23 protein-coding genes are annotated in these 26,407 nt (G+C 38.3%); 17 read left to right on the forward strand and 6 right to left on the reverse strand.

Features of this window, described 5'->3' with window-relative positions:
- The first annotated feature begins 125 nt into the window (after positions 1–125).
- From MWU82_RS17135 to cysI, 7 genes are all read left to right on the forward strand, one after another.
- Entirely contained in the window at positions 126–1,745 is a 1,620-nt protein-coding gene (locus tag MWU82_RS17135; protein ID WP_247097326.1) for a beta-N-acetylhexosaminidase, read from the forward strand.
- An 826-nt stretch (positions 1,746–2,571) separates the two neighbouring features.
- Positions 2,572–2,943 carry a hypothetical protein gene (locus MWU82_RS17140; protein WP_247097327.1) on the forward strand — a complete coding sequence of 124 codons (372 nt, stop codon included), beginning with the start codon at positions 2,572–2,574 and terminating at the stop codon, positions 2,941–2,943.
- 218 nt (positions 2,944–3,161) lie between these two features.
- Positions 3,162–3,590 carry an META domain-containing protein gene (locus MWU82_RS17145; RefSeq protein ID WP_247097328.1) on the forward strand — a complete coding sequence of 143 codons (429 nt, stop codon included), beginning with the start codon at positions 3,162–3,164 and terminating at the stop codon, positions 3,588–3,590.
- 302 nt (positions 3,591–3,892) lie between these two features.
- Positions 3,893–4,786, forward strand: a complete 894-nt coding sequence (locus MWU82_RS17150) for a LysR family transcriptional regulator (protein ID WP_247097330.1) — start codon at positions 3,893–3,895, stop codon at positions 4,784–4,786.
- 227 nt (positions 4,787–5,013) lie between these two features.
- Positions 5,014–5,649 carry a peroxiredoxin gene (locus MWU82_RS17155; protein ID WP_247097331.1) on the forward strand — a complete coding sequence of 212 codons (636 nt, stop codon included), beginning with the start codon at positions 5,014–5,016 and terminating at the stop codon, positions 5,647–5,649.
- A gap of 18 nt (positions 5,650–5,667) precedes the next feature.
- Positions 5,668–7,488 carry an assimilatory sulfite reductase (NADPH) flavoprotein subunit gene (locus MWU82_RS17160; RefSeq protein ID WP_247097332.1) on the forward strand — a complete coding sequence of 607 codons (1,821 nt, stop codon included), beginning with the start codon at positions 5,668–5,670 and terminating at the stop codon, positions 7,486–7,488.
- Between the two features lie 39 nt (positions 7,489–7,527).
- Positions 7,528–9,228, forward strand: a complete 1,701-nt coding sequence (cysI, locus tag MWU82_RS17165) for an assimilatory sulfite reductase (NADPH) hemoprotein subunit (protein ID WP_247097333.1) — start codon at positions 7,528–7,530, stop codon at positions 9,226–9,228.
- A 136-nt stretch (positions 9,229–9,364) separates the two neighbouring features.
- Here the strand turns inward: cysI and MWU82_RS17170 are convergent, their stop codons facing one another.
- Genes MWU82_RS17170 through MWU82_RS17180 form a run of 3 tightly spaced genes read right to left on the reverse strand, consistent with a single transcriptional unit; the run spans position 9,365 to position 10,563 of the window.
- The gene (locus MWU82_RS17170) at positions 9,365–9,583 is read right to left on the reverse strand and encodes a hypothetical protein (RefSeq protein WP_247097334.1); all 219 of its coding nucleotides are present in this window, start codon (positions 9,581–9,583) and stop codon (positions 9,365–9,367) included.
- 14 nt (positions 9,584–9,597) lie between these two features.
- Positions 9,598–10,020 carry a hypothetical protein gene (locus MWU82_RS17175; RefSeq protein WP_247097336.1) on the reverse strand — a complete coding sequence of 141 codons (423 nt, stop codon included), beginning with the start codon at positions 10,018–10,020 and terminating at the stop codon, positions 9,598–9,600.
- A gap of 18 nt (positions 10,021–10,038) precedes the next feature.
- Entirely contained in the window at positions 10,039–10,563 is a 525-nt protein-coding gene (locus MWU82_RS17180) for an RNA polymerase sigma factor (RefSeq protein WP_247097337.1), read from the reverse strand.
- Between the two features lie 289 nt (positions 10,564–10,852).
- Here MWU82_RS17180 and MWU82_RS17185 point away from each other — a divergent pair, with 289 nt between their 5' ends.
- From MWU82_RS17185 to MWU82_RS17195, 3 genes are read left to right on the forward strand one after another with little or no spacing between them, the layout of a single operon-like run.
- Positions 10,853–11,425: a Crp/Fnr family transcriptional regulator gene (locus MWU82_RS17185; protein ID WP_247097339.1), complete on the forward strand. Its 573-nt coding sequence runs from the start codon at positions 10,853–10,855 to the stop codon at positions 11,423–11,425.
- A 58-nt stretch (positions 11,426–11,483) separates the two neighbouring features.
- Positions 11,484–12,746 carry an NAD(P)/FAD-dependent oxidoreductase gene (locus tag MWU82_RS17190; protein ID WP_247097340.1) on the forward strand — a complete coding sequence of 421 codons (1,263 nt, stop codon included), beginning with the start codon at positions 11,484–11,486 and terminating at the stop codon, positions 12,744–12,746.
- A gap of 15 nt (positions 12,747–12,761) precedes the next feature.
- On the forward strand, positions 12,762–13,514 hold the full coding sequence (locus tag MWU82_RS17195) for a DJ-1/PfpI family protein (protein ID WP_247097341.1): 753 nt from the start codon (positions 12,762–12,764) through the stop codon (positions 13,512–13,514).
- An 86-nt stretch (positions 13,515–13,600) separates the two neighbouring features.
- Here the strand turns inward: MWU82_RS17195 and MWU82_RS17200 are convergent, their stop codons facing one another.
- From MWU82_RS17200 to MWU82_RS17210, 3 genes are all read right to left on the reverse strand, one after another.
- Positions 13,601–13,993 (reverse strand): response regulator, encoded by a 393-nt coding sequence (locus tag MWU82_RS17200; protein ID WP_247097342.1) that lies wholly within the window; start codon positions 13,991–13,993, stop codon positions 13,601–13,603.
- Between the two features lie 988 nt (positions 13,994–14,981).
- A complete protein-coding gene (locus tag MWU82_RS17205) occupies positions 14,982–15,737 on the reverse strand; it encodes a LytTR family DNA-binding domain-containing protein (RefSeq protein WP_247097343.1) in 756 nt (251 codons plus the stop codon).
- On the reverse strand, positions 15,734–16,537 hold the full coding sequence (locus MWU82_RS17210) for a histidine kinase (protein WP_247097345.1): 804 nt from the start codon (positions 16,535–16,537) through the stop codon (positions 15,734–15,736). Before MWU82_RS17210 ends, MWU82_RS17205 begins: the two co-directional genes overlap by 4 nt.
- Positions 16,538–17,233: 696 nt before the next feature.
- Between MWU82_RS17210 and MWU82_RS17215 the strand changes: the two genes are divergently transcribed.
- The 7 genes from MWU82_RS17215 (at position 17,234) to MWU82_RS17245 (ending at position 26,387) form a co-directional block, all read left to right on the forward strand.
- Entirely contained in the window at positions 17,234–18,406 is a 1,173-nt protein-coding gene (locus MWU82_RS17215) for a heparan-alpha-glucosaminide N-acetyltransferase domain-containing protein (RefSeq protein ID WP_247097346.1), read from the forward strand.
- 12 nt (positions 18,407–18,418) lie between these two features.
- Complete coding sequence (locus MWU82_RS17220; protein WP_247097347.1) at positions 18,419–19,501, forward strand: family 20 glycosylhydrolase; 1,083 nt, start codon at positions 18,419–18,421, stop codon at positions 19,499–19,501.
- A gap of 63 nt (positions 19,502–19,564) precedes the next feature.
- Positions 19,565–21,361, forward strand: coding sequence for a c-type cytochrome (locus MWU82_RS17225; RefSeq protein ID WP_247097348.1), 1,797 nt, complete (start codon positions 19,565–19,567; stop codon positions 21,359–21,361).
- 165 nt (positions 21,362–21,526) lie between these two features.
- Positions 21,527–22,405, forward strand: coding sequence for an SMP-30/gluconolactonase/LRE family protein (locus MWU82_RS17230; RefSeq protein ID WP_247097349.1), 879 nt, complete (start codon positions 21,527–21,529; stop codon positions 22,403–22,405).
- A gap of 21 nt (positions 22,406–22,426) precedes the next feature.
- Complete coding sequence (locus MWU82_RS17235) at positions 22,427–23,674, forward strand: amidohydrolase/deacetylase family metallohydrolase (protein WP_247097350.1); 1,248 nt, start codon at positions 22,427–22,429, stop codon at positions 23,672–23,674.
- A gap of 539 nt (positions 23,675–24,213) precedes the next feature.
- Positions 24,214–25,842, forward strand: a complete 1,629-nt coding sequence (locus MWU82_RS17240; RefSeq protein ID WP_247097351.1) for an aminotransferase class V-fold PLP-dependent enzyme — start codon at positions 24,214–24,216, stop codon at positions 25,840–25,842.
- A 68-nt stretch (positions 25,843–25,910) separates the two neighbouring features.
- Positions 25,911–26,387, forward strand: coding sequence for a RidA family protein (locus tag MWU82_RS17245; protein ID WP_247097352.1), 477 nt, complete (start codon positions 25,911–25,913; stop codon positions 26,385–26,387).
- The last annotated feature ends 20 nt before the right edge of the window (positions 26,388–26,407 follow it).

Here is a 26,407-nt window from a genome sequence, read left to right on the forward strand (position 1 = left end):
TTAGAAGGGTTAACGGATACACAAATAAAAAATATAATAATTAGGATGAACTAACAATATAATATTGTAACACGGCCATATTGGAAAATTAGCTACTAATTACAATAGGTCAAAAAAAATATATTATGAACAAGATTTTATTAAAAGGAGTGCTAATGTTGGTTTTAATATCATGTAAGCCGTCAGTTAGAAATGAAAAAACTAATGTGATATTACCTGTAATTCCACAGCCCAAAGAATTACGAGTATTTGAGGGATTTTTTTCTTTGGATTCCAAGACACAAGTGGTGTTTTCATCAGAAGAACAAAAAAAAGCAGCCCACTGGTTCAATAAGGAGCTAGAGAATTTGTTTGGATTGTCTTGCCAACTGGGAAGAGAACAACTAGAAGATAATTCGATTGTGTTGGTTCAAGATACTTCCTTGGCCAATGAAGCCTACCTATTAGATATTAATGCTGAAGGGATAGTAATAAAAGCATCTTCAGAGGCTGGATACTTTTATGCCTTTCAAACAATTTTGCAATTAGTTCCGATTTCAAAGGAGAAAGTTTTACCATCAGAATTGATTTTTAATCAGCTTGTAATCACCGATCAGCCCAGATTTAAATGGCGAGGAGCAATGTTGGACATTTCACGACATTTTTTTGGTCCAGAGGCCATAAAAAAGTTGATAGATCAAATGGCAGCTCATAAAATGAACAGATTGCATCTTCACCTTACTGATGATACTGGATGGCGAATAGAGATAAAGGAATACCCCAAACTTCATGAAATAGGTTCTGTGGGAGATAGAACTAACTCCAATGGTCCTGCAATGTATCTTACCGAAGAAGAAGCTAGGGATATTACATCTTATGCAAACGAAAGGCAGATAATGATAGTTCCTGAAGTGGATGTTCCTGGTCATTCTGGAGCAATTGAAAGAGCCTATCCTGAATTTAGTGGGGGCAATAACACATTAAATATCGCAAATGAACACGCTATAAAGATGATAGAAACGGTAATCCTACGTTTGTCCGATATATTTAATACCCGTTATGTGCATTTTGGAGGTGATGAGGTCAGATTACATGATTGGGAAGCTAGACCGGAAATGCGAGCCAGAATGGATGAATTAAATATTAAAGATCAACATGAATTTGAAGGATGGTTTGACCGTAGAATGGCCGATTTTATCGTCCGTTCGGGATTAAATCCAGTAGCATGGGATGAAGCTTCGGATTTTAATGTTAATAAGGAAACAATCTTACAATGGTGGCGTGGGGAACACCCAGAAATTCTGTTTAGAGCGGCTGAGAGTGGATATGAAGTGATTTTATCTCCGGTAGACTACATTTATTTAGACTATTCAAGTGATTTAACAGAGGCTGGTGCAATTTGGGAAGGATTACATAATGGGCCTAATTCCCTGGAAGCAATATATCATTGGAATCCAATTCCCAAAGGTTTTAATGATACCATGTCTGCTCATATTATTGGAATCGAAGCCGGGATTTGGACTGAATTTATTTCCGATGAAAAGAGATTGGAATATATGATTTACCCTAGGCTTTCCGCAGTTGCGGAAAAAGCATGGACACATCAAGGAAATTTGAATTGGAAATCATTTCAAGATAGATTATCAAAGCAGTATGTGAGGTATGAAAAGGCAGGGGTTAATTACCGTTTGCAGAATATTGGAATTGATGAACGTAAAATACGTCAACCAGAGGCATTTATGGGTCCAATAAATAGTAGTCATTAGAATTATAAGAAAGAAATCAGGTATTAAAATGAGCTCCAATTATTGGCTTCATCTAATATTTAGTTGGCAAGCTGTTTAAAGAGTATTCAGTTAAGTGGTATGGTATGTAATGAATTTGAGAATCTTTCTCTGAAGGTCATTTGTTTATTGCGTATAAGAATAATTATTAGTTGAGTTGTTTAGTTAGTTTGAGTAGAAGGGCTCCCTTAAAAAGGTGCCCTTTTTTGTGGTAGAAATATTAAGTTTAAGATGTTTTTGTGGACTATGGATGTTGCGATAACCACTTCAGTCCATGGCCTTTAATTCAACGATCTGAGTATGGAAGGTGGCATATAGACCAAAGTATAAACAGTAAATCCTAAAGGACTGTGTACCTTTAACAAGTTAAGAACTTTGGCTAAGAACTTTAAATGACCCCTGTAATGGTAAAATCATTACTTTTTGAAAAATTAATACCCAAGCGTTCAAGAACATAGGCAACCGAATAGTAAAAATCGGGTTCAAAATATATTTTTGGTTATATGCCTTTCTCTGTATAATGGTATTATATGCTTTTGCTTTCAGCTTAAGTACGGGATTCTTCTGGGATTAGGCTGACATTGACAGGTGTACCTATAACCGTTGGTGTACCCGCTCAATGAACCTTTGAATCCATATAATATCTTTGTCATTACGATATTCGTGTTTATTAATTTCGGTAAATGCAAATTTTGTTCATTTTTTATATAAAATTCTGAATATTAGTGTATTTAATCGTTAATAATTTAGGTGATAAGTAGTCTACAGTTTTGATAGTCCAACATAAAAATAATATAGATTTGAACATATGAAATGTGTAGGAAATATCTCAACAACTATAGAAGAACCATCTAGGCTGGATGGAGTAAATGCTTTTTCAAAACCCTTACAAAGCCCTATATGTTCATTTTCAGGAAAATCTGCCGAGTTCTATATTGGCCTAGCCGGATCAAATTTAGGCGATGGAGTTAGAGTAATTGGTGCCATTAGTACGGAATATGTTGAAACAGCTATTGTCAATGTAATGGGACAGGGCGTTGACGAAATCCAGTGGCCGGTAATCCTTGATTTGAATAAGAATATATTGTATCATTCCTATGAGGCTCATTTACAGGATAGTTCTGCCATTATGGGATGGAAGAAACTAATAAAATTTGAAACTAAAGACGAATCGTTCTAGATTGGAACCGGTCTATCGTTGCCATATTTGAAAATCTTCACAATTCAGTTGAAAATGGTATTTGCAGTTTTGGTATCAAACCTATCCATTTCCAATTACTACTGAAGTATAGGTATCCAGTGTAATAGTTTTATACTGGCATAATTTTGGTTGTATGCATAGTTATATTATCCATTGTCTTCGGAAAGTTTCCAATTAACCAGTTAAAGAATATATAAATGAAAAATAAATACAATTTAATTTTAAGCTTTTTAGATTTGTTTAGCGTGTCCTGTGCCACAACCAAGGATACCAGGAACAATGACCTTTTCGATAAAACCTGGGAATTGGAATATATTTCAGGAACACGGATCGCCTTCGACGGTCTATACCCTGATAAAAAACCTGTAATTACATTTAACAAGTCCACAGGGATGATTACAGGTAATAACAGCTGTAATGGTTATAGTGCCAATTTTACGGTTAAAGGTGATAGCATTGCTACTGGTGAGCCAGGTCCGGCCACATTGATGTATTGTGGTGAGGGGGAGCCACAGTTTTTGAAAATGATGAAAAAAATAAAAACCTTTTCAATTGATCAGGAAGGCAAACTTAATTTAAAGTTTGGGGAAGTACCCATGATGAGATTTAGAAAAATAATAGACTAAACCATTTAAAGGCAACTCGTCTGAATTGCTATACAATGATTTGCAGTAGTAGGGAGCTATGACTATTAACTAAAAACAATCCCAAGTACATTGGCATTTCGGCTTTTGATTTATTGACGTTAAATCTTGGAAATAACTAGCAACTATTTCTTTCCAAAATCAACCGCGGTATCCACATTTTTAAATGGTAGCCTTGTTTATAGCTACTGCCCATAACCTATCCACCAGTCAATATTATTAAGCTTATATCCAGATTTTTGTATTTTCAACTTTCCATACTGAAAATATGAGTAATATTGTATATGTTCGATTTTCGTCTAAAGGTTTTTCATACTGTTGCTAGAAGGCTCAATTTTACCAAAGCCGCAGAAGAATTATTGATATCCCAACCTGCCGTAACCAAACATATAAAAGAGCTGGAAAGTCAATTTAATCTCGCACTTTTTGATCGAAGGGGAAACAAGGTGGTGCTTACTCCCGCCGGAGAAGTTCTTCTGAAACATACGGAAAACATTCAGGAGATTTATAGGCAAATTGAATTTGATCTAAACCAGTTCAACGAGGCATTTAAAGGCGTTTTGCATGTAGGCTCCAGTACTTCCATTACGCAGTATATACTACCTCCACTATTGGCGCGGTTCCACAGTATACATCAAGACGTGAAGGTAGAGTTGCTCAGTGGTAATTCAGAACAAATAGAGTTGGCCCTTCTCAACAAGAACATAGAACTAGGTGTTGTTGAAGGCAAATCCAAAAGGCGTGAAATCCACTATACCCCATTTTTAAAAGATGAGATCGTACTGGTCTGTGGCAGCAAGAATCCTTTGTCATCAAAAGACGAGATAAGACCAAAAAACCTTAAGGACATTCCATTGCTGTTAAGAGAGCCCGGATCAGGGACCTTGGAAGTCATTGCCGATGCCTTAAAGCAAAAGGGAATACGACTCGCCGACCTCAAAGTAGAAATGCAACTGGGTAGTACGGAAGCTATAAAATCCTACCTGCAACACTCGGATTGTATGGCATTCATTTCCTTACACGCCATTTATAAAGAACTGAAAAGTAGTGTTTTGAAGATCATAGAGATCAAAAAGCTACCTATACATAGGCAATTCTACTTTATAACTCCCCAAGGTCCAGAAGGAGGCCTACCCTCATTATTAATGCAATTTTTAAGCCGAAATCATAATTATTAGTAATTGGCAATTATTGATTTGCCTTTTTGAAGAGTTAATAATATTCCAACGCTAAGTGCAATTATTATATTACCTCTTCTCATTAAATACCACCTACTCCATAACTTGAGGTTATCGCGAATTAATATTTTCAATTGGCGATTGGGAATAAACCCCCGTAAATTTGAATTTTAGAGGCATCATTAATTATGAAGCTTCCCTGATGTATAATTTTAAAAATATTTAATATGAGTTTGAGAATTGGAGACGATGCACCGAATTTTAAGGCGCAGACAACGGAAGGTGATATAGATTTTCACCAATGGCTTGGTAACAGTTGGGGGATACTATATTCACACCCAGCGGACTATACTCCTGTATGCACAACAGAACTTGGTAGGACCGCGAAGTTAAAAGAAGATTTTGCTAAAAGAAAAACCAAGGTCCTAGCAGTAAGCGTTGATGACCTGGACTCACATTATGGTTGGGTAAAGGACATCAACGAAACCCAAAATTGCAACCTTGATTTCCCTATTATAGCAGATACGGACAGAATTGTGTCAACCCTATATAATATGATCCACCCCAACGCCTCGACATCCGCCACCGTTAGATCTGTTTATTTCATAAGTCCCGACAAGAAGGTTCAGGCAATTATAACCTATCCTGCCTCGACGGGGAGAAATTTTGCTGAGATCCTTAGGGTAGTTGACTCATTGAAACTTACGGCAGAACATAATGTTGCAACGCCCGTGGATTGGGAAGTTGGACAGGATGTAATTATACCACCTGGAGTAAAGCAAGAAGAGGTGGACGCTAAATATCCCAAAGGGCATCGAGTGATCAAACCTTATTTGCGATATACTCCACAGCCCAACAAATAATTATAAATGTCCAATGTCATGGAATTAAGAAGAGGATTGGGTAGGGGGCCGTTTAACGATGAACAAGCGGATAAGCTCTATGTGGCATTGTCCGGACTAGATTCAGGTCAGCTTCAGTGGCTCAGTGGGTATTTCGAAGGACTTATTCAAACATCTTTGAATAAAACCGCTGTGGGAAGTCTACCGGTAGGATCGGATCCAAATGTTAATGGTGAACATGAAACCGAAAAAGTGCACATCCTTTACGGAAGCCATACCGGCAACAGTGAAGGCTTGGCAAAGGACCTCCATGCACGTGCAAAGGATATGGGAATAGATACAGTTATTTCCGATATGGCTTCCTTTAAAACCAGGGAACTTAAGGGCATCAAAAAATTGGCAATAATCGTAAGCACTCACGGACTGGGAGAACCCCCGGTCCAAGCCGAGGATTTCTATCGTTACCTTCACAGCAAAAAGGCGACGAACCTAGCACATATCCAATTCTCAGTTTTGGGTCTAGGTGATAGTAGTTATATTGACTTTTGTCAGACCGGTAAAGATTTTGATGCCGTACTGGAAAAACTGGGTGCTCAAAGAATTGTTCCCCGCAAAGATTGCGATGTAGATTATGAAGACCAAGCTGAGGCTTGGCAAAAGAATTTTCTAACCGCAGTCTTGCAGACCAATGGCCAAGTTTCCTCGATCCAGGTAGAGGATGTAACTGGTAACCAGGTCAATGGAACCCAGTATTCCAAGAAAAATCTTTTTGAAGCCACCATTCTTGAGAAAATCAATCTAAATGGGAAGGGTTCTTCCAAAGAAACTATTCATCTGGAATTGGATCTGGAAGGGTCTGGAATAAAATATGAGCCTGGAGATGCACTGGGGGTTTATGGGGCGAATTCCCCTAAACTTGTTCAGGCAGTTTTGGAAACCGCAAATTTGTCGGGCAAAGACGAGGTGGAAACACAGGAAGGTATCAAAACGCTATATGATGCACTTACCTATAACTATGAACTTACCCCACTTTCGAAAAGTACACTTTCCGAATACACAGAATTAACTGGCAATGAAAGGTTAAAAGAAATCCTTAGCGACAAGAAAGCACTTCAAAAATACCTTTCCGGCCGTGATTTCTTGGATCTGCTCAACGAGGTACCTCATAAATTAAATTCTAAAGAACTGATTTCTGTTCTGAGAAAAAATACCCCACGAATGTATTCCATTGCCTCGGCTCAGGATGTGGTTGAGGAAGAAGTACATCTTTTGGTATCGGTAGTGCGTTATAGTGCGTTTGGCCGAAACAAGGAAGGGCATTGTTCATCTACCCTAGCCGACAGGCTTGAGATTGGAGATAAGGTAAAGGTCTATGTGGACAAGAATACACGTTTTAAACTTCCTGAAAATCCGGATGCAACAATTATTATGGTAGGTCCTGGTACAGGGGTAGCACCATTCAGGGCGTTTATGCAAAAGCGGGAAGTAATGGAAAGAAAAGGTCCTTCCTGGCTTTTCTTTGGCGACCGAAATTTCACAACCGATTTCCTTTATCAAACAGAGTGGCAACAATATATGAAGGAGGGTGTGCTGACCAAGGCGGATGTTGCCTTTTCAAGGGACCAGGAACAAAAAAACTATGTACAGCATAGGATGTTGGAGAACGGCAAGGAGCTGTATGAGTGGCTGGAGAAGGGAGCCCATTTTTACGTTTGTGGTGATGCTAAAAAAATGGCCAAGGACGTGGATAATGCCTTAAAGCAGATTATTCAGCAACAGGGGGGAATAACTATTGAAAAGGCAGAGGAGTATGTTAAAAATCTTCAGATTGCCAATCGCTACCAAGCAGATATATATTAAGGTGGCTTTGGGGGCTACAATACTATGGAAAATGTATTTATGGAAAAAAAATCGAATTACAAGGAATTATCGGAAGATGAACATATCAAGGACAAGAGCGATTTTCTTAGGGGAAGCATTAAGGACAGTCTAAAAAATCCTTTGACCGGAGCTTTATCTGCCGATGATGTCAAGCTAATAAAATATCACGGTTCATATCAGCAATACGATAGGGATCTGGAGAGTGAACGAAAGCAGAAAAAATTGGAGCCTTTATATCAGTTTATGGTTCGGGTAAGAGCCCCTGGAGGGGTGACCACTCCTCAACAATGGTTGTCCCTCGATGAACTTTCCGACAAATATGGAAATGGCTCCATTAAGTTAACTACCCGACAGTCATTTCAGTTTCATGGTATATTAAAGCGCAATTTAAAAACCACTATCCAGGAAATTAATGAGGCCTTACTTAGTACACTAGCTTCCTGTGGTGATGTGAACAGGAACGTTATGTGCAATCCAAACCCATACCAATCCCATATTCACGAAGAAGTGTACCAACTGGCAGGGGAGATAAGCGATTATTTTCTACCAAAGACAACTGCATATCACGAAATATGGATGGATAAGGAAAAAGTAGCTGGAACCCCGGATTTTGAACCTTTATACCATCTCCATTACCTTCCAAGAAAGTTTAAAATTGCAATAGCCATTCCCCCCAATAATGATATCGATGTTTTTGCTAATGACCTTGGACTTATCGCCATTGAAGAAAACAATAAAGTTATAGGGTATAATATTTGTGTGGGAGGTGGACTAGGGAGTACGTTTGGGGTTCAGGAAACTTATCCACGCCTCGCCGATGTTATAGGTTTCTCTCCAAAGGAAAAAGTGATCGAAGTAGCAGAAACAGTTATAGCCGTCCAAAGGGATTATGGAAACCGGTCCGACCGTAAACTATCGAGATTAAAACATACTATAGACGACAGGGGGCTGGAGTGGTTTGTTGCAGAACTTCAAAACCGATTGGGTTGGAACCTTTCAAAGCCAAAACCCTATGTTTTCAAGTCAAACGGAGACGAATATGGATGGCTAAAAGGCATCAACCATAAATGGTTTTATACCTTGTTTGTAGAACATGGGAGAGTTAGGGATGAGAATGATTATCAACTTAAAACAGCTTTACGGGAAATTGCCAAAGTTCATACAGGAGATTTTCGTTTAACAGGAAACCAAAATCTCATCATTGGAAATATAGAGGAGAATAGAAAAAAAGATATTGAAGCGATTTTAGAACTATATGGCGTTGGCAACCATCCAAAACTCACTGGACTAAGAAAAAGTTCCATGGCCTGTGTAGCGCTGAACACATGTGGATTGGCTTTTGCAGAAGCAGAGCGTTACCTTCCTTCCCTAATAGATAAACTGGAGGTAATTATGAAGAATAATGGCCTAGAGAATGATGATATTAACATCAGGATGACAGGTTGTCCAAATAACTGTGCGAGATCATCCCTTGGTGAAATTGGTTTTGTGGGTAGGGCCATTGGCAGATATAACATGTATTTGGGAGCAAGCCACAACGGGGACCGATTAAACACCCTATATAAAGAAATGTTGTCCGAGGAAAATATTCTAGAAGAATTAGAGCCGATAATTAAAGCCTATGCCCAGGAGAGGTCGGAGCATGAGCATTTTGGCGACTATGTAATTAGAAAGAATATTGTTGAACCTGCCAAAAGGAATATACAGGTACTGAACTAATCGCAACACTGTGGGAACCGAGGTTAGTTCTTGCAATGTCTAATCTTAAATTCTACATAGCAACGTTCCGAAATCACATCCTATCATATTGGTTTATTCATTCATTAGGAGGCACTAGGCCATCTAGCTCCAATGCTTAATCGGACAATGCTTTAACATGAAAACCTTTAACTTTTGCCAAATTGATTACTTCTTCTTCCAATAAATTTTCAGTAGCCTCAATTCGAAGGACATTATCAATATCCTCTAAATCAATGGACCATTTTAGAATGTCGGAACGACCGTTCAGTATTGGACTAATGGACTTCACTTTCTTCTTAGATTTTATGTCTGTTTGAAATATCAATAATTCCATAATAATAAGTTAAGTTATTCCAGCTCCAGCTTTTGGTCGTTATCCTGTTTGGGATTGGACAGCCTATTTAAATAATCTTTAAAGTGTGCATCACCTTCCTCTTTCCAAAATTTATCATAGTGCTTCCATTTTGAAAAATCGGTCTTAGATTCATTTTTACATGTCCCATCTGAATGTTTGGAAGATTTTTTCTTACTGCCGCTACTACCGCCACACCCACCCAGAAGTATCTTTAAAAGAATGAACAGCCCGACAGCTTGCCAGTAAGTAATTGTGGTCAATCCAAATATATCGGGCATTAACCAGTTCCATAACCACATCAGAGCAAAACCAAATAAAATGGCCAATCCAATTATGGCAATAGTGCCAAAAACAATTATGCCAATGATTTGAAGAGGGGATTTCTTTCTGAATTTATGAGTGAAAAAATTTGCCATGATTCAATAATTTTAAGTTTATCTATTTATTCTCTGTTCAATTTTAGTGTATAATATTCCAAGTGCCCTATGTCTTCTGGACATTAATGTACCTATGGAAATCTCTGTATTCTTCGAAATTTCCCTGTATGAATATCCTTCAAAGTCAACGGCGATGATAATGTCCTTGTAAGCTGGTTTTAATTGATCGATACATTCTTTTAACAGTAGCACTGTTTCCTCCGAGGAATAATTATTGGCGGATTGATGAAGTACATCTACCAAGTCCAAGAGATCATTATCGATGTCCAACGAATTTATCTTTTTTGAAGTCCTCATTACATCAATAATTCTGTTTCTAATCGATTTATAGACAAATCCGGCTACATTATTGATCGGTCCGTATCTATCCGCCCCTGAAAATAGCTTTAAGGCAACATCCTGGATAATATCCTCCGCATCCCTAATGGCCGTGTCACTTATTTTTGTGCCCACATACCTCCTGAGAGAGTCATATTCCCGACTGAAAAAATCTTTCAGCTTAGTACTGTTTTCTGTTTCCAAATTGTTAAATACCTTTTTTAAGGGGTCTTTGATTAATAAGACGCAAGTTTTTTATTCTATTGCATTTTTCAAGAAATTATTTTAATTATTTTTTTTTGGGAAACATAATATTCCCAACCAAATAATAGGTTACAACGGATTATAATTAACCCTCGGGAATAACCATAACTTTATGTCATTATCCCTATTAACTCCTTGGATATTTTGGTTTCTCGACCTTAGAGAAAACAGCCAAAGAGCTAAAGAAAAAAACGTAATATTGTTACATTTGATTTATGTGATAGACTATATGCAAAAATTATTCGAGCATATCAACAGATATGTAACTATTGACGAAATAGAGTTTAAAGAAATAGCCAAATATTTCGATAAAAGGTCGGTGAAAAAAAAGGAACTGCTTTACGAACCGGGAAATAAATCCTTGGGCCACTATTTTGTTTTAAAGGGCTGTCTTCAGTTGTACATCGTTGAGGAAGGGGGTACAGAGCATACTTTGCAATTTGCCATAGACAATTGGTGGATTACAGATTATTTGGCCTATCACAATAATATGAGTTCTGATTGTTATATCCAAGGAGTTAAAGCCTCGACCGTACTTCACCTAAGCCATAACAAAGAATTGGAATTACTTAAGCGATTTCCAAAAATGGAAACTTATTTCAGGAAAATATATCAAACAGCTTTCGGGGCCTCACTCAATCGTATAAAGTATCTTTTTATTTATTCCAAGGAGGAAATCTATTTTAGGTTTAAAGAAGCCTTTCATGATTTTGTAAACAATGTCCCCCAATATTTGGTGGCTAGTTTTTTAGGGTTATCACAAGAATATGTAAGCAAATTGAAAAGAAAAAACAATTCTTGAACCAGTTCAAGATTTAATATCTGGAAGATTACAACCTTTGCACTATTAATGAAACACAATGAAAAAGACGATTATAATAGTAGGCGGAGGTTTTGCCGGTTTGGAGTTGATCAAAGGGATCGGCAATTCAGCCAAATACAACATCATACTGGTAGATGCTAATAATTACAATTTTTTTCCTCCTTTAATATATCAGGTCTCAACAGGTTTTATGGAACCTTCGGCCATTAGCTATCCCTTTAGAAAAATATTGAGAAACTTAAAAAATGTACGATTTCGGCTAGGAAGTCTACTAGAAGTAGTGCCCGCGGAAAACAAAGTTATATTGACCAACGGTGAACTAGCTTATGATATTTTGGTAATGGCAACAGGGACAGAAAGTACTTTTTTTGGCAATAGGAATATTGAAAGGTATAGTTTGCCAATGAAGACCATTAGCGATGCCTTGACACTAAGAAACACAATACTCACACGTTTGGACCGAGCTACCCGCGTGAACGATCAACAAGAACGAAAAAAACTTCTAACTTTTGTTATAGCAGGAGCAGGACCAACCGGAGTGGAGCTATCGGGTATTCTCGCCGAAATGAAGACTTCTATTTTAAAAAAGGATTATCCAGAATTGAATGAAAATGATTTGGGAAAAATCTATTTAATAGATGGGCAGAATACAGTCTTGAACGCTATGTCCACAAAATCTCAAAAGTATACGTCCGCCGAACTAAACAAATTAGGTGTAGAAATTAAACTAAACTGTTTGGTAGATGATGTCAAGGATGATATAGTTCTCCTATCCGATGGGGGGATAATTGAAACCAAAAATTTAATTTGGGCGGCCGGTGTCACAGCAAGAGCATTCAAAGGTTTTTCTGCTGACAGCTACGGTAGGGGCAAGAGGCTGAAAACCAATGCCTTTAATTTAGTTGAAGGATATGACAATATATATGCACTAGGGGATTGTGCCTTGGTGTCAGGAGATGACAACTATCCGGATGGACATCCACAACTCGCTCAGCCAGCGATACAACAGGCCAATAACCTAGGGTTTAATTTAAAGAAGGAGAATAGTCGATGGAGACCTTTCCAATACAGGAACAAAGGTACATTGGCGATTATCGGGAGAAATAAGGCCGTATTCGATCTGCCAAAGGAAAAGTACTTCATCAAAGGATTCATGGCCTGGTTAATTTGGATTTTTGTCCATATTATGGGGCTGGTGAATTTTAAAAATAAGGTCCGTACCCTGATCAATTGGATCGGATATTATATCTATAAGGACCAATACTTTCGAATGATAATAAAACCCAACGAAAAGAACTAAATTAACTGACAGGATATGAAAAAGCATTTTTTAATTCTAATTATTTCCTTACCCATTTTAACAGGTTGCAACAGGACTAAATATGTGTCGGATACCAAGGAGGAATCCATGTTACCACAGACAAGCTATGCGGATACTTTAACCAAGCATATAAAACCCTTCAAACCAGAATTGCCAACGATTGGTCTATTAATGTTCAATGGAGTTCTACAAAGTGAAGTGATTGCCACCTCCGATGTATTTTCAAAACCCACTAAAGACGGAATGCAACTCTTTAATGTTATTTCAATTGCGCAAAGCAAAAGCCCCATAACAACAGAAGAAGGTATGCACTTTATTCCAGATTATACCTTTGAAAACTGCCCGACAATTACAGCTCTGTTCGTACCAAGTGCCTACGATATGTACGCTCAGGTCCATAACAAGACAATTGTGGATTTTATAAGGGAGAAAAATCGAGAAACCCAATATACTGTTAGCAATTGTGCAGGAGCGCAGCTCATTGGGAAATCTGGAATCGCGGACGGACATAAAATTGTTACTTGGATAGGTGGTGGAGCGCAATTACAAAGGGATTATCCAAATCTAAAAGTACAGAACGACAGTTTGATAACGTTTGTCGAAGATGGAAAATTCAGTTCCTCGAATGGTAATTTGGCGAGTTATATTTCCGCCCTAAATCTATTGGAAAAAATGACCACTCAAGAACACAGAAAATTCGTGGAAAGTTATCTGTATCTAGATCGACTTCAAAATTGGAAGGATTGAGTACAACAAAGAAATATACCATGTCTCCACTGTTCAAACAATGCAGGCTTTAAGATGTTAACAATTGTGGTGAACTATCATTCATTTCAACACCACATAAAGATTTTATCAACCGCACTTTTGCTCAAGGGTTTGTTGAAATAGTCCTTGACCAATGGATGACGTTGTGCACGATTGCGGTCCGTTGAATTGGAAAAGGAGGAAACTATATATATGTCGATTGGGTTTGCCTTTCCGTTAAACTTTTCCAGTTGCACCAAGAAATCCCATCCACTTAAAACCGGTAAACCAAGATCCAGTAAAAGCTTGTGAGGCAATGCAATTTGCTTTTCCCTGCACTCTTGTAGATAGTCCAAAGCTTCTTGTACCGAATAAAAAGTAGTAATCCTGTAGTTGGGATGTGACTGCCCAATTTTATAGGTCATGGCAAACTGTGATACCATATCATCATCAATAATCCATAGGGTTCCTTCTTCCATATTAATTTAGAAAATAAACTATTTTCTTACCGATATTTTATTAAAATCAATAATTGCAATGGGCTACATTAATTTTGATAATGGAATATAAATTTATGATCGTAAAATTATATTCCAATACATTTTCGCCCAACTACCAGTCTATTGGGACTAATTGGCATACCTAGGTCTAGAGCAAACACCGATTCAGGTAAATTGAATCCATAACTGAGAAATAGACAAAATATCAGTAACAAACTATGGGCTGAAAATTCAGGGTTCCAAAATTTCCCAGTATTACTTTTCGGCCTGCCATTGATTTGGCCCCAATGGCTGTTTCCTTCTTACACTGAACCACTTGTACGAGAAGTCTTATTATTTATAATTCAATTATATTAGAAAATATTAATGGTAGTCACCTAAATGACCCACCCAAGGACCAAAAAACGATTTAAAACTATTGTTAGGTGCACAAATTGATGAATAGCTTTTAGTATGTGATATAAGAGGTTGGCTTCCGCCAATAGCAACCAATGAGGATAGTGGTATGGATTTTAATATGGAAAAGAATTTTCTAGATATTTCGGAAAAAAATATTCGTGGGAAAATTTTCGGTAAATTGATGTAAAGCGGGATATCTATATACAGATTTTAAATACTCCATTTTTCTTAAAATAGCCCTTTGTAAGGATACAAAAATGGTGAGGCAACAGTCCGAATTGTCTTTTTTCAGGAAAGCCTGCAAAATTTTACATTGTAACAGGTGGATCTTAAATATACGACGTGGTTAGATTAATGGAAGCCATAAATCAAGTATATAATTAATTGGCCCTGGTCAATGTTTTGAGGCAAAGTGTCGACGAAATTCAATGGTCGGTAAAACTTGATTTACAAAGGACTATACCTTATCATTCCTAGGTAGAACAACACTAAAGTTATTGGGTGATTATTGGGTGTAAGGTGTTTTTGGAATTGAATTACAAATGAATTTATTAATTCTCCAAATGTATTATTTATTAGTGTTATCACTATTGGGCAGGGTTGCGTTCTTAGGGAGTATTACATTGCTAGAAAAGATTTTTTCTTTGGCATTTTTTAAATATATTCTACCAATTGGGATGTTCCATGAGCCGATCTCAATACTATTCCCGTCAACTGACTTGACCTTGTCAATGGCAATGGCGTAAGATTTATGTACTCTAACAAAATTTTGAAGAGGTAATTCTTCAATAATACTCGACAACGCTTTATAAGCGACATGACAACCAGTAGACGTGTGAATCTTAATGTAATCCTTAAGGCTTTCAATAAATAAAATTTCACTCAGGTTCACTCGAACCATCTTCTTGTCTACTTTTACAAAAATATGAGGTTCAGTTGTTGCGCTGACCTTATTATCATTTATGGACTTTAATCTCTCAACAAGTTTATCAGCTGATTTTAAAAACCTATTAAGGGGTATAGGTTTTACCAAATAATCAAGAACATCGAGTTCGTAGCTCTCCAAAGCATATTCCCTGTAAGCCGTCGTTATAATTATCAAAGGATGTTTTTTTAAGGTTCGTAAAAACTCCAAACCATTTATACGCGACATATTGATGTCTAGATAGATCACATCGATATTTTCATTTTTTATTACGGCTAGGGCATCAACAGCATTGGTATATGAATTTACAATGTTCATATAGTCAAGAGTTTTGATGTACGATTCCAAAATACCTATTGCAAGAGGTTCATCATCAATGATAAGACAGTTTATTTTCATTTTATAGGGATTTTTAGAACTACTAAATAATTATCTGATGATGGCCGAATCTGTAGATCAAATTTATTGCCATATAACAACTCGAGTCTTCTATTAATGTTTACATGCCCTATTCCGGACTTATCATGTTCATGAGCGTATTGTTCAATATGGTTCTTTAAGTAAAATTCCAAATCCTTCTCATGTCTTGTGAACTTCATTTCCATAATAATCTTTCCATTGCTCAATTGCCCATGCTTAAAGCAGTTTTCAACAAAGGGTAAGAATAATAGCGGAGGAATAACTATATCGTCTATCTCTCCATTGATTTCAATATTAGATTCCACTAGATCTTGCTTTCTTATTCTTTCCAATTCAATATAGTTCTGTATATAATTGATTTCCTTGAGCAAAGATATTTTCTTCTTACTCGAATCGTAGAGCATATACTCCATGATTTCAGACAATTTAAGCACTCCTTCGGCAGCTTTTTTGGATCTTTTCAAGGCTAGGGCATAAAGGTTGTTCAAGGTGTTGAATAAAAAATGAGGTTGGATCTGGGCCTTAAGATATTTCATTTCGGTTTCTGATTGCAGTTCCAAAAGTTGATTGTTCTTGTTAAGTTGAATAACATAATCAACGGTGAATTTTATGGCTGAAACAAGTCCAATTACATATATCTCCCCTAATGTAACTGTGACTATATGATTAAAACTAAAAATTCCATGTTCACCCATCAACTCAGTCGATGAGCTATCGGAAATGAGCCAATAAAAAAGCCCGATTCTAAAGAAATAGTGAAGGGTGAGTACGAATATCAAATGAAAAAAGTAGGTTTTATATTTCTTGTCAATTATAAATTTTGGAACCAAGTAATAGATGTTAAAATATACAATGACAATGTGCAAGGGAAATTCCACTAAATTGGATTTAAATGAATTCCAGTAGTCATCAAAATAACTTCCCCATCGTATCGAGTTGAAAGTAAAATATGTTATCCAAAAAATGATGTGGTATCTACTAGGTATAGTAGGGTTTACAAATTTACCATTGTGTTGGAACAGCTTTTTGAATTGCATTTGAATCCTTCAAATAAGTTTGAAAATTAGGAATATATGTCCTATTCACAAAAAATAATATAGATTAATATGCTAGTACCCAAGTTGATATGTACTGGTATGTACCGGTACAAGTTGTTCATCGCGGAATAGGGTTCGTTCAGATAATAAGTAAATATTGTGTTTGTATAAATCCTAGTTTTAGGATGATTCAAATTGATATAAATTCCATATTGGTTAGGAGAATCTATACGTACGCTAACCAAAGTATTTAGTGGAGTTATACTGCTGAATTATTAAATAAAGAAGAAGTAGAAGTGAATGCATATTTAAATTGGTACGCTAAAATGGTTAGTTAATGGAAAACACCATGATCCTCGGTGATTTTCAAAGTTTTTAAACTTCCAATTCGCCCGATACCAATATGTGATGCTATTTGACAATACATAGGATGAAAAAATGAGATTGAACAGTATAGATATTCTAAGATCCATTACGATGTTCCTAATGATCTGGGTCAATGATTTCTGGACACTGGATGATGTTCCTAAATGGTTGCAGCATGCCGAGGCCAATGAAGATTATTTAGGTTTTTCAGATATCATATTTCCTTTGTTTCTTTTTATCGTTGGGTTGAGTATTCCCTTTGCCATTAAAAATAGATTGGGCTTGGGGGAAAGGCGTTGGAAAATAAGTAAACATATCCTTATTAGATCTTTGTCTCTTTTATTGATAGGTGTATTTATGGTCAATTACGAGACTGCCTACGATCCCGGTATTCCGGTTGGAAAATATTATTGGTGTATACTTATGGCCGTGGCCGTTTTCCTTATTTGGACCAATTGGCAAAAAAGTCCGATATCCAAGAAATGGCACCTGCCTTTACCGATAATGGGTTTTCTACTTTTACTTTTTTTGGCGATAATTTATGAAGGGGGCCAAGCTGGAGGGCTTTGGTTGAGGCCCCAATGGTGGGGTGTTTTAGGGCTTATTGGTTGGGCATATTTGGTTAACGCCCTTGTCCTTTTATATTCCAATGGGAAATTAGCCGTGATAGTCCCTATTTGGCTTTTTTTTAGTGTGCTTTCCATATTGAATCAAACCGATATGGCCATGGCCTTCAATGGGATATTCAAATATTTCACGGTCATATTCCAGGGAACAGTGCCTGCGTTCAGCACTTCTGGTATGGTTGCCTCTTTGATATTTATTAAATGGTCCAATTCCCATTTAAATAGGGTTTATCTTATACTAACGCTTTTGGGAGTCTTATGTATTGGGTTTGGTTTGGTGACCCGTCCCATCTGGGGAATCTCCAAATTGGGAGGGACACCTTCCTGGCTGGCTATCTGTTCAGGAATGGGCTTTTTGTTTTTTGCTATTTCGCATTACATTTTTGACCAAAAGAAGTTTGTTAATTGGGCGAAGGCCCTAGCCCCTGCGGGAACGGCCACATTAACATGCTATTTGTTACCATATATCATCTATCCCATTAGAAACCTTACCTCTTTAAGATTGCCAAGTTTTTTGAACACAGGATTGATCGGACTTTTTGGTTCGTTGGTTTTTGCTTTTTCGGTTGTGCAGCTTACTGGATGGTTGGTAAAAAAGGGAATCAAATTAAAACTTTAAAACACGTTGACTATGATTAAAAAATTAAGTATTGCAATGATATTGTTTTACACCACCAATGTTTTATGCCAATCCGATTTTGCCGTAAAAGGTCTTTGTATTGCAGCACCTTCCAAGGCCAAGGTGAATGAATTTGTGGGCTTCGTTGAAAAAGATCTTGCTCCAGGAAAAATAAACACCCTTATCCTTAGAATAGATTTCAACTTTGAATACCAATCCAGACCGGAATTGAGGAGCGATAACCCTTTAGGTAGGGAAGATGTTAAAAAAATAGTGACTGCCTGCAAAAAATACAATATCAACCTTATACCACAGGTAAATTTATTGGGACATCAATCATGGCACAGTACCTTGGGAAAACTGTTGGAGGTGTACCCGGAATTTGATGAGACTCCCACTATTGACCTCCCTGAAAAATATGAGTGGCCCAATAAGGATGGACTGTATTGCAAAAGTTACTGTCCATTGCATCCCAAGGTACATGAAGTGGTCTTTGACCTTGTGGATGAAATCATGGAAGTATTTGAGGCCAAGGCATTTCACGCAGGAATGGACGAAGTTTTTTATTTGGCCCACCCTGATTGTCCAAGATGCTATGACCAGGATCCTGCCAAATTATTTGCGGATGAAGTCAACAAGATCAACGAACATCTGGTTAAAAATGAATCAGTATTGTGGATTTGGGGAGATCGGCTCATTGACGGTGTCGATTCTGGTATTGGAATGTGGGAAGGAAGCCATAACGATACCTCGGCGGCGATAGACATGATTTCAAAATCTGTTGTAATTTGTGATTGGCATTATGAAAAGGCGATTCCCACTCCTGCATATTTTGCGTTGAAGGGTTTCCAGGTCATTGCCTGTCCTTGGAGAAAATCTAAAGTGGCGGAAGAACAAGTGGCAATGGTCCATTCCTTTAAGCAAAACTCCACCGCGGAAATGGCGGAAAAGTATTTGGGAGTCATGCACACCGTATGGTCTTCTGCAGATTCCTTTCTGGATAGTTATTACAATCCCAAACCTGATGAAAGTAAGGATAGCGAAGCCAATTGTCTAAGAACCATGATAGCCTCCCTTAAAAATATTGAAGATTAAATATGCCCGATCTGCAGGATGGGATTTATATCCAAAGAATAGTTCTAACTAAAAACTGAATTTTTGAAACATACATACCATTTTTTCGATGTCTGCGCTAACGCAAGGCGGTTTTTGTTTTGCCATTTAGTAATTGCAGCGACCATTTTACTTTTTGTCAATTGCACGCCTAATTCGGGTCTGCCTTTAGGAGATGCGGACAACGGGGGACTTTATCTTCCAGAAGATTTTGAGGCAGTTGTCGTGGTAGATAGCCTAAAGGGCAGGGCCAGGCATCTTACTGTAAATACCAATGGCGACATCTATGTAAAACTGAGGTTTCCGGATTCTCTGGGTGGTAATGCCGCACTAAGGGATACCGATAATGATGGAAAGGCGGATATTGTTGAAACTTTCGATGATTATTTGGATAGGAGCAGTTACGGAACTGAGATGAAAATACATAACGGTTATTTATATTTTAGCTCTGTAACCCGAATTTTCCGTCAAAAACTAACCAACGATTTGGTGCCGGATACGGAGTTGGAATTAATTTTGTCCGAGACACAGCGCCCTGGGCAACATGCAACAAAACCTTTGGCCTTTGACAACCAGGGCAATATGTACACTATTTTTGGGGCTCCCTCTGATGCCTGCCAAGTAGATGATAGGTCACCCATGTCACCAGGGATATTTCCTTGCCCCCTTTTGGAGCACAGGGCAGGTATATGGAAATTTGATGCAAACAAAAAGGGGCAGTTTCAAAAAGATGGGGTAAAATTCGCTACAGGTCTGAGAAGTGTTGTTGGGTTGCAGTGGAACAAACAAGATAATAACTTATATGCCGTAGTCCACGGCCGCGATTATCTGCATAACACCTGGCCCCGGGAATTTACGGCTTGGGAAGGGGCAGTCTTGCCTTCGGAGGTCTTCCTTAAGTTAAATGAAGGTGCTGATGCTGGATGGCCCTACCATTATTATGATCAATTTAAAAAAGGTTATTTTCTTAATCCCGAGTATGGTGGAGATGGTGAAAAACAAGGTGATACAAGTAAACTTGTTGAACCAGTAGTTGGTTTTCCAGGCCACTTCGCACCTAACGACCTTCTATTTTACGAGGGTGATCAATTTCCAGAACGGTATAAAAATGGTGCTTTCATTGCTTTCCATGGTTCTACAAGTAGCTCCCCATATCCACAGGCAGGGTATTTTGTGGGTTTTGTCCCTATGGAAAACGGTATTCCTACAGGGCCTTGGGAAGTGTTTGCTGATGGTTTTGCAGGTACTGATACTATTGTCAATACAAGTGACGCCAAATATAGGCCTATGGGACTGGCCGTTGGTCCTGAGGGATCCTTGTATGTTTCAGATTCCAAAATGGGAAAAATTTGGAGAATCATGTTCAAAGGCGAGAAAGCCAAGTTTGGAGAATCCCAGCTTGCAGCAATGGATAGGAGAAAAAGTACCGCCCCTAATATAAAAACGCCAGATGAAAAAAAGGACATTTTGACTGCAAACAATAATTTAGACAATGGTGATCAAGACAATCAGAGTGAAGGAGGAAAACTTTACAATATTTTTTGTTCTGTCTGTCACCAAAGTGATGGTTTAGGAAATGATCGTTTTCCGCCTCTGGATAATTCGGAATGGGTCATTGGTGATAAAACAAAATTAATAAACGTTATCCTTCTAGGCTTAAGGGGCGAGATAATGGTAAAAGGGAAATCATATAACAATGCCATGCCTAAATTACATATGTTGAAGGACGAAGAAATAGCGGATATCCTAACATATATCCGCCAGAACTTCGACAACAATGCGTCCCCTATACTCAAGGAAGAGGTAGCAAAAGTCAGAAAAACTAATGCATTAGGGCCATAACGGTATACAGCAATTTTAATTGAAAAAATTATTCTTAGAAGATAATTTTTACTAATAATGATAAACAATATGATATACTTTCAAAAGCCTCTTTTAATATTCAAACCAATCTCTTTTTGTGTCCTGATATTTATTGTAGGATGTAGGGAAAAACAGGAAAAGGACATGAAAACTGATTCAGGGGAAATTGTTCCCGTGAAAATTTCAGAATTGTACCAAAGCCAGGAATTTACCAAACCATCTTTATTTCCATCGGGAATTGAAGGCCCTGCCGTTGGCCCCAACGGAGTATTATACGCGGTAAATTTTGAAAGAACCGGAACTATAGGTCAGGTAGATTCCAAGGGCGAAGCTTCTTTATTCGTAAACCTTCCCGAGGGTAGTGTTGGCAATGGGATCCGATTTAATAGCAAGGGCGAAATGTTCATAGCCGATTACACAAAGCATAACATTTTAAAGGTGGATATGGATACCAATGAGATCACGGTATTTGCCCATAATGATACTATGAACCAACCCAATGATATCGCCATAATGGACAACGATATACTTTTTGCCAGTGATCCCGACTGGAAAAATTCGAAAGGACAGATCTGGAGAATTGATACCAATGGTAGCGTCACCCTATTGGAAGGGGATATTGGAACTACCAATGGAATTGAGGTAAGTCCGGACAACAGAACACTTTATGTAAATGAATCGGTACAACGCAATGTTTGGGCATACGATCTTTCTCCTAACGGGGAAATAAGCAATAAACGCCTGCTTATTAAATTTGAGGATTTCGGAATGGACGGAATGCGTACCGATGTAAAGGGCAATCTTTACATCACCCGGCATGGAAAAGGAACAGTGGTCAAGGTGTCTCCCGATGGAAAAATACTAAAGGAAATTGAATTGAAGGGCAAAACCCCTTCCAATATAGCCTTCGGAGGAAAGGACGGCATTACGGCTTATATAACCCTACAGGACAACGGCAATTTTGAAACCTTTGATGTGGAACATCCAGGAAGGGAATTTCAAATTATGAATAAGAATGACTAACCTAATTCCAAAACAATAATTATGATTGTACACAAGCTTAAACATGTGCTTATTGCTTTATCTACCTTATTCTGTACTATGTCGCTTTTAGGTCAGCAATATGATTTGCTACTAAAAAACGGAACACTTATAGATGCAAAAAGTGGAACCAACAAGGCGATGGATGTAGCCATTTCCGAGGGTAGGATTGCTGAAATCGCAAATAATATTTCGATCAAAAAGGCGAAAACGGTTGTATATGCCGATGGACTGATCGTAACTCCCGGCCTTTTGGATATTCATGGACATGTATTCTTTGGAACGGATGAAAACGGTATGTACAGCGGGGGAATGAGCAGCGTTGCCCCTGATAATTTTACATTTCGTAGCGGAGTAACAACAATTGTTGATGCGGGAAGTTCCGGGTGGAGAAATTTTAATGTTTTTAAAAAACAGACCATAGACAATTCAAAAACACGGGTTTTGGCCTTTTTGAATATTGTTGGTTCAGGAATGAAAGGAGGCGTTATTGAACAGAATGTTAATGATATGGATCCAAAATTGACCGCAAAATTGGTAATGGGACATCCGGAAATAGTAGGTGTTAAATTGGCACATTATGAAGGGTATGAATGGGAACCCTTGGAAAGGGCAGTTGAAGCGGGAGTCATGGCCGATGTACCGGTAATGGTCGATTTTGGGGGAAGTAAACCAGCATTATCATTAAAAACACTATTCTTGGAAAAACTAAGGGCTGGGGATATTTTCACCCATACCTATGCATCATTAAATAGCAGGGGGAAAGTAGTTGATGCCAATGGTAAGGTAGAATCCTTTGCTCTAGAGGCCCAGAAAAAGGGCATTATTTTCGATGTGGGGCACGGCGGTGGTAGTTTTGCATTTGAACAGGCGGTGCCGGCAATGGAACAAGGATTCAAACCAAATGCAATAAGTACCGATTTGCATATTGGGAGTATGAATGGGGGAATGAAAGATATACTGAACATTATGTCCAAATTTTTAAACATGAATATGCCCTTGACCGAGGTCATTGCCAGTGTTACCTGGAATCCGGCCCAATATATTAAAAGACCAGATCTAGGACATTTAGAGGTTGGTTCTGTTGCCGATGTTACCTTATTAAAAATAAGGGAAGGCAAATTTGGATTCGTCGATACCAAAGGAAAGAAAATGATGGGCAATAAAAATTTGGAATGTGAACTTACCATCAAAGACGGCACTGTTGTTTACGATTTAAATGGTCTTTCCAGCCAAATTTGGAAGGAATAATCCGTTATAGGCTAACCTAACAAATGAGATGGAAAGGATTCAATGACCAGTAAGCCGGTTTTCTCCTGATAAGGTTCATCAAAGTAGAAAGCCATCTGAAATGTTTTTTCAAAATAGGCCGGGTATTATAGTGTTGGATTTCCTATTGTAAACAATGAAAAAAGAGAGTTGTTAAAGGGAAGTTACTGACAAGATTATATATAAATAAATTAGAGGGTTAATTGAGATGTAGCAAATTAAACATTGGATCTTATTAGTAGAAAAATTTTAAGCAAAATAATAGTTAGGGTATAGGTGTAGGTAGTTGATTCCGGTTATTCGTATATGTAGAAGTTTTCATACCTTCAAAATCATATCATTACATATCTAGGTTGTTGGCCTTTGTAGAATTTTTTGTTGGGGAGTGAATTTAGAGGGAGAAAATTAACATCCTCCTTGATATGACGGCCTACTAATTTGAGAGGTTAATCATTGATGAACGAAATAAATATTGTTAACATATAGGAAATATACTTGAATAATATAAAAAAATAACAACCATGAATCGAAGGGATATTATAAAGCAACTGGGCGTAGTGCCCATTGCGGGTAGTTTAATGGCCAATGAAAGTATGTTCGGGAGTGCACTTGGTACAATGGGCCCTATGGTTTCCATACCATTTTCCGAAGGGCAGAATGTTTTCGAATCCATTGGTGTCGATACGATTATAAATTGTAGAGGTACTTTCACCATTCTTGGGGGATCCACAGAGCGCCCGGAAGTGTTGCAGGCCATGGAAGCCGCAACGGGTTTTTTTGTTCAATATGACGAACTGGCTTTTGGTATAGGCAGACGTTTAGCGGAATTGACCAAGGCAGATTGGGGAATGGTATCTGCTGGTTGTGCGGCTGGCATGAAGCATGTTACCGCAGCTTGTGTTACCGGAGGAAATCCGGAAAAACTAATTAGAATACCCAATTTGGAAGGTTTTGAGAAAAATGAGGTTATTATCCCCCGTAGTTCCAGAAATGTCTATGACCATGCCATTCGCAATATTGGTGTCAAGATAATAATGGTTGATAGCCCAGAAGAGTTAGAACAGGCCATAAATCCCAGAACCGCAATGATCTATATAATGACCGGTAGGGATAATGAAACGGGTAAGCCGCTGTCCTTGGAAAATATCAGTAAGATTGCCGAGCCAAAGAATATACCCATTTTGGCAGATGCCGCTGCAGAAAATCTTAGTATTCCCTGTATCCATTTGGAGAGGGGCGCAACAGTTGTTGCCTATAGTGGTGGCAAGGCGTTGTGCGGGCCACAATGTGCAGGTCTTTTATTGGGGGATAAGGATTTGCTCATGTCGGCATGGCAAGCCAGTTCCCCACACCACGGCCCGGGAAGGGACAATAAGGTGGGGAAGGAAGAAATGTTGGGAATGCTGGCTGCGGTTGAGGCATGGACAACAAGGGACCATGATAAGGAGTGGGAGACATGGTTGGCATGGCTGGATGAAATTTCATCGAAGCTTACAAAAATAAAAGGAATAAGCTCGGAGGTTCAATTACCGACCAGTTTGGATAATAGGGCACCTAGACTTATCCTAAAATGGGACCCGGACAAATTGCATATTACCGGAGAAGAAATAGCAGAAGAGGTAGCGCGCAATAAACCTAGGATAGCGATTGGGGGAAATACAAGGGGGGAAACAACATCAATTTCAATTACTCCCAGTCAAATGAGACCGGGCAATTCCAAGTTGGTGGCAAATAGATTGTATGATATATTATCCGCAAAACGGGAACCCCGTTCCGATAAAATGGCTCCATCAAATACCAATATTTCTGGGCATTGGGAAGTAGAAATGGAATTTTTTACCAGTAAGAGTGTCCATAAATTTTTCTTGGAACAGGAAGGAAATTGGATCAAGGGAACACATACCAGTGACTATGCCATGCAAGAAATGGCTGGAATGATCGAGGGCGATGACGTAAAACTCAAAAGTCATTTTAGTGTCCCTGGAAACTCGATCCACTATTGGTTTTCTGGAAAAGTATCAGATGGAACCTTCAAGGGTTCCGTGTTTTTGGGCGAATACCTCACTGCCAAATTCACGGCCAAGCGGTTGGTCTATAGATCGGAAAATAAAAAAATAAGGATTCCAGGTGGAGCACCATTGGCCACCTAGAGATTATGGAATAAATCAAAAATCATAAGCAATAATCGATAAGCAATTAAATAATAAATTTTTAAATCATGGAAAACAAAACAACAAGAAGGGCATCCTTCAAAAAATTAGGAATGGGTTTGGCAGCTATGTTTGGTGTAGGCGCGGCCGCTAGGGCAATGGAAGGGGAGTCAAAACCAACAAAAGAAGTAGTGGGCGATATCGTCATGGACCAGGACATACCTTTGTTCTCTGGTGGGGTAAAGCACGGGAATACACTATATATAGCAGGGAAAGGGGCTCATGTGGAACCGTTCGAGATAAAGGCGCATACAGAAATTGTACTGCAGGAATTGGAAAAAGAGCTTAAAAAGCACGGCTCTTCCATGGATAAGGTGTTGAAAGTGAATGTATATTTGGCCGATTTGGCCGATTATAAGGGAATGAACGAAGTATTTCGGGGCCGTTTCGGGCCAAATCCACCGGTAAGGACAACGGTTGCAACCTATGGGGGCGTACCTGGAAATTCATTGGTTGAAATGGACTGTATAGCAGCGCTTGACTAATGGGTGTAAAGGATTTAAAC

Source organism: Arenibacter sp. S6351L (assembly GCF_023016025.1).
In the GTDB taxonomy this organism is placed as follows: domain Bacteria; phylum Bacteroidota; class Bacteroidia; order Flavobacteriales; family Flavobacteriaceae; genus Arenibacter; species Arenibacter algicola_B.

Excerpts from the sequence above, each read along its gene's own strand:
- MWU82_RS17135 (WP_247097326.1), top strand. The coding sequence starts at position 126 with ATGAACAAGATTTTATTAAAAGGAGTGCTAATGTTGGTTTTAATATCA.
- MWU82_RS17140 (WP_247097327.1), top strand. The coding sequence starts at position 2,572 with ATGAAATGTGTAGGAAATATCTCAACAACTATAGAAGAACCATCTAGG.
- MWU82_RS17145 (WP_247097328.1), top strand. The coding sequence starts at position 3,162 with ATGAAAAATAAATACAATTTAATTTTAAGCTTTTTAGATTTGTTTAGC.
- MWU82_RS17150 (WP_247097330.1), top strand. The coding sequence starts at position 3,893 with ATGTTCGATTTTCGTCTAAAGGTTTTTCATACTGTTGCTAGAAGGCTC.
- MWU82_RS17155 (WP_247097331.1), top strand. The coding sequence starts at position 5,014 with ATGAGTTTGAGAATTGGAGACGATGCACCGAATTTTAAGGCGCAGACA.
- MWU82_RS17160 (WP_247097332.1), top strand. The coding sequence starts at position 5,668 with ATGGAATTAAGAAGAGGATTGGGTAGGGGGCCGTTTAACGATGAACAA.
- cysI (WP_247097333.1), top strand. The coding sequence starts at position 7,528 with ATGGAAAAAAAATCGAATTACAAGGAATTATCGGAAGATGAACATATC.
- MWU82_RS17170 (WP_247097334.1), bottom strand. The coding sequence starts at position 9,583 with ATGGAATTATTGATATTTCAAACAGACATAAAATCTAAGAAGAAAGTG.
- MWU82_RS17175 (WP_247097336.1), bottom strand. The coding sequence starts at position 10,020 with ATGGCAAATTTTTTCACTCATAAATTCAGAAAGAAATCCCCTCTTCAA.
- MWU82_RS17185 (WP_247097339.1), top strand. The coding sequence starts at position 10,853 with ATGCAAAAATTATTCGAGCATATCAACAGATATGTAACTATTGACGAA.
- MWU82_RS17190 (WP_247097340.1), top strand. The coding sequence starts at position 11,484 with ATGAAAAAGACGATTATAATAGTAGGCGGAGGTTTTGCCGGTTTGGAG.
- MWU82_RS17195 (WP_247097341.1), top strand. The coding sequence starts at position 12,762 with ATGAAAAAGCATTTTTTAATTCTAATTATTTCCTTACCCATTTTAACA.
- MWU82_RS17200 (WP_247097342.1), bottom strand. The coding sequence starts at position 13,993 with ATGGAAGAAGGAACCCTATGGATTATTGATGATGATATGGTATCACAG.
- MWU82_RS17205 (WP_247097343.1), bottom strand. The coding sequence starts at position 15,737 with ATGAAAATAAACTGTCTTATCATTGATGATGAACCTCTTGCAATAGGT.
- MWU82_RS17215 (WP_247097346.1), top strand. The coding sequence starts at position 17,234 with ATGAGATTGAACAGTATAGATATTCTAAGATCCATTACGATGTTCCTA.
- MWU82_RS17220 (WP_247097347.1), top strand. The coding sequence starts at position 18,419 with ATGATTAAAAAATTAAGTATTGCAATGATATTGTTTTACACCACCAAT.
- MWU82_RS17230 (WP_247097349.1), top strand. The coding sequence starts at position 21,527 with ATGAAAACTGATTCAGGGGAAATTGTTCCCGTGAAAATTTCAGAATTG.
- MWU82_RS17235 (WP_247097350.1), top strand. The coding sequence starts at position 22,427 with ATGATTGTACACAAGCTTAAACATGTGCTTATTGCTTTATCTACCTTA.
- MWU82_RS17240 (WP_247097351.1), top strand. The coding sequence starts at position 24,214 with ATGAATCGAAGGGATATTATAAAGCAACTGGGCGTAGTGCCCATTGCG.
- MWU82_RS17245 (WP_247097352.1), top strand. The coding sequence starts at position 25,911 with ATGGAAAACAAAACAACAAGAAGGGCATCCTTCAAAAAATTAGGAATG.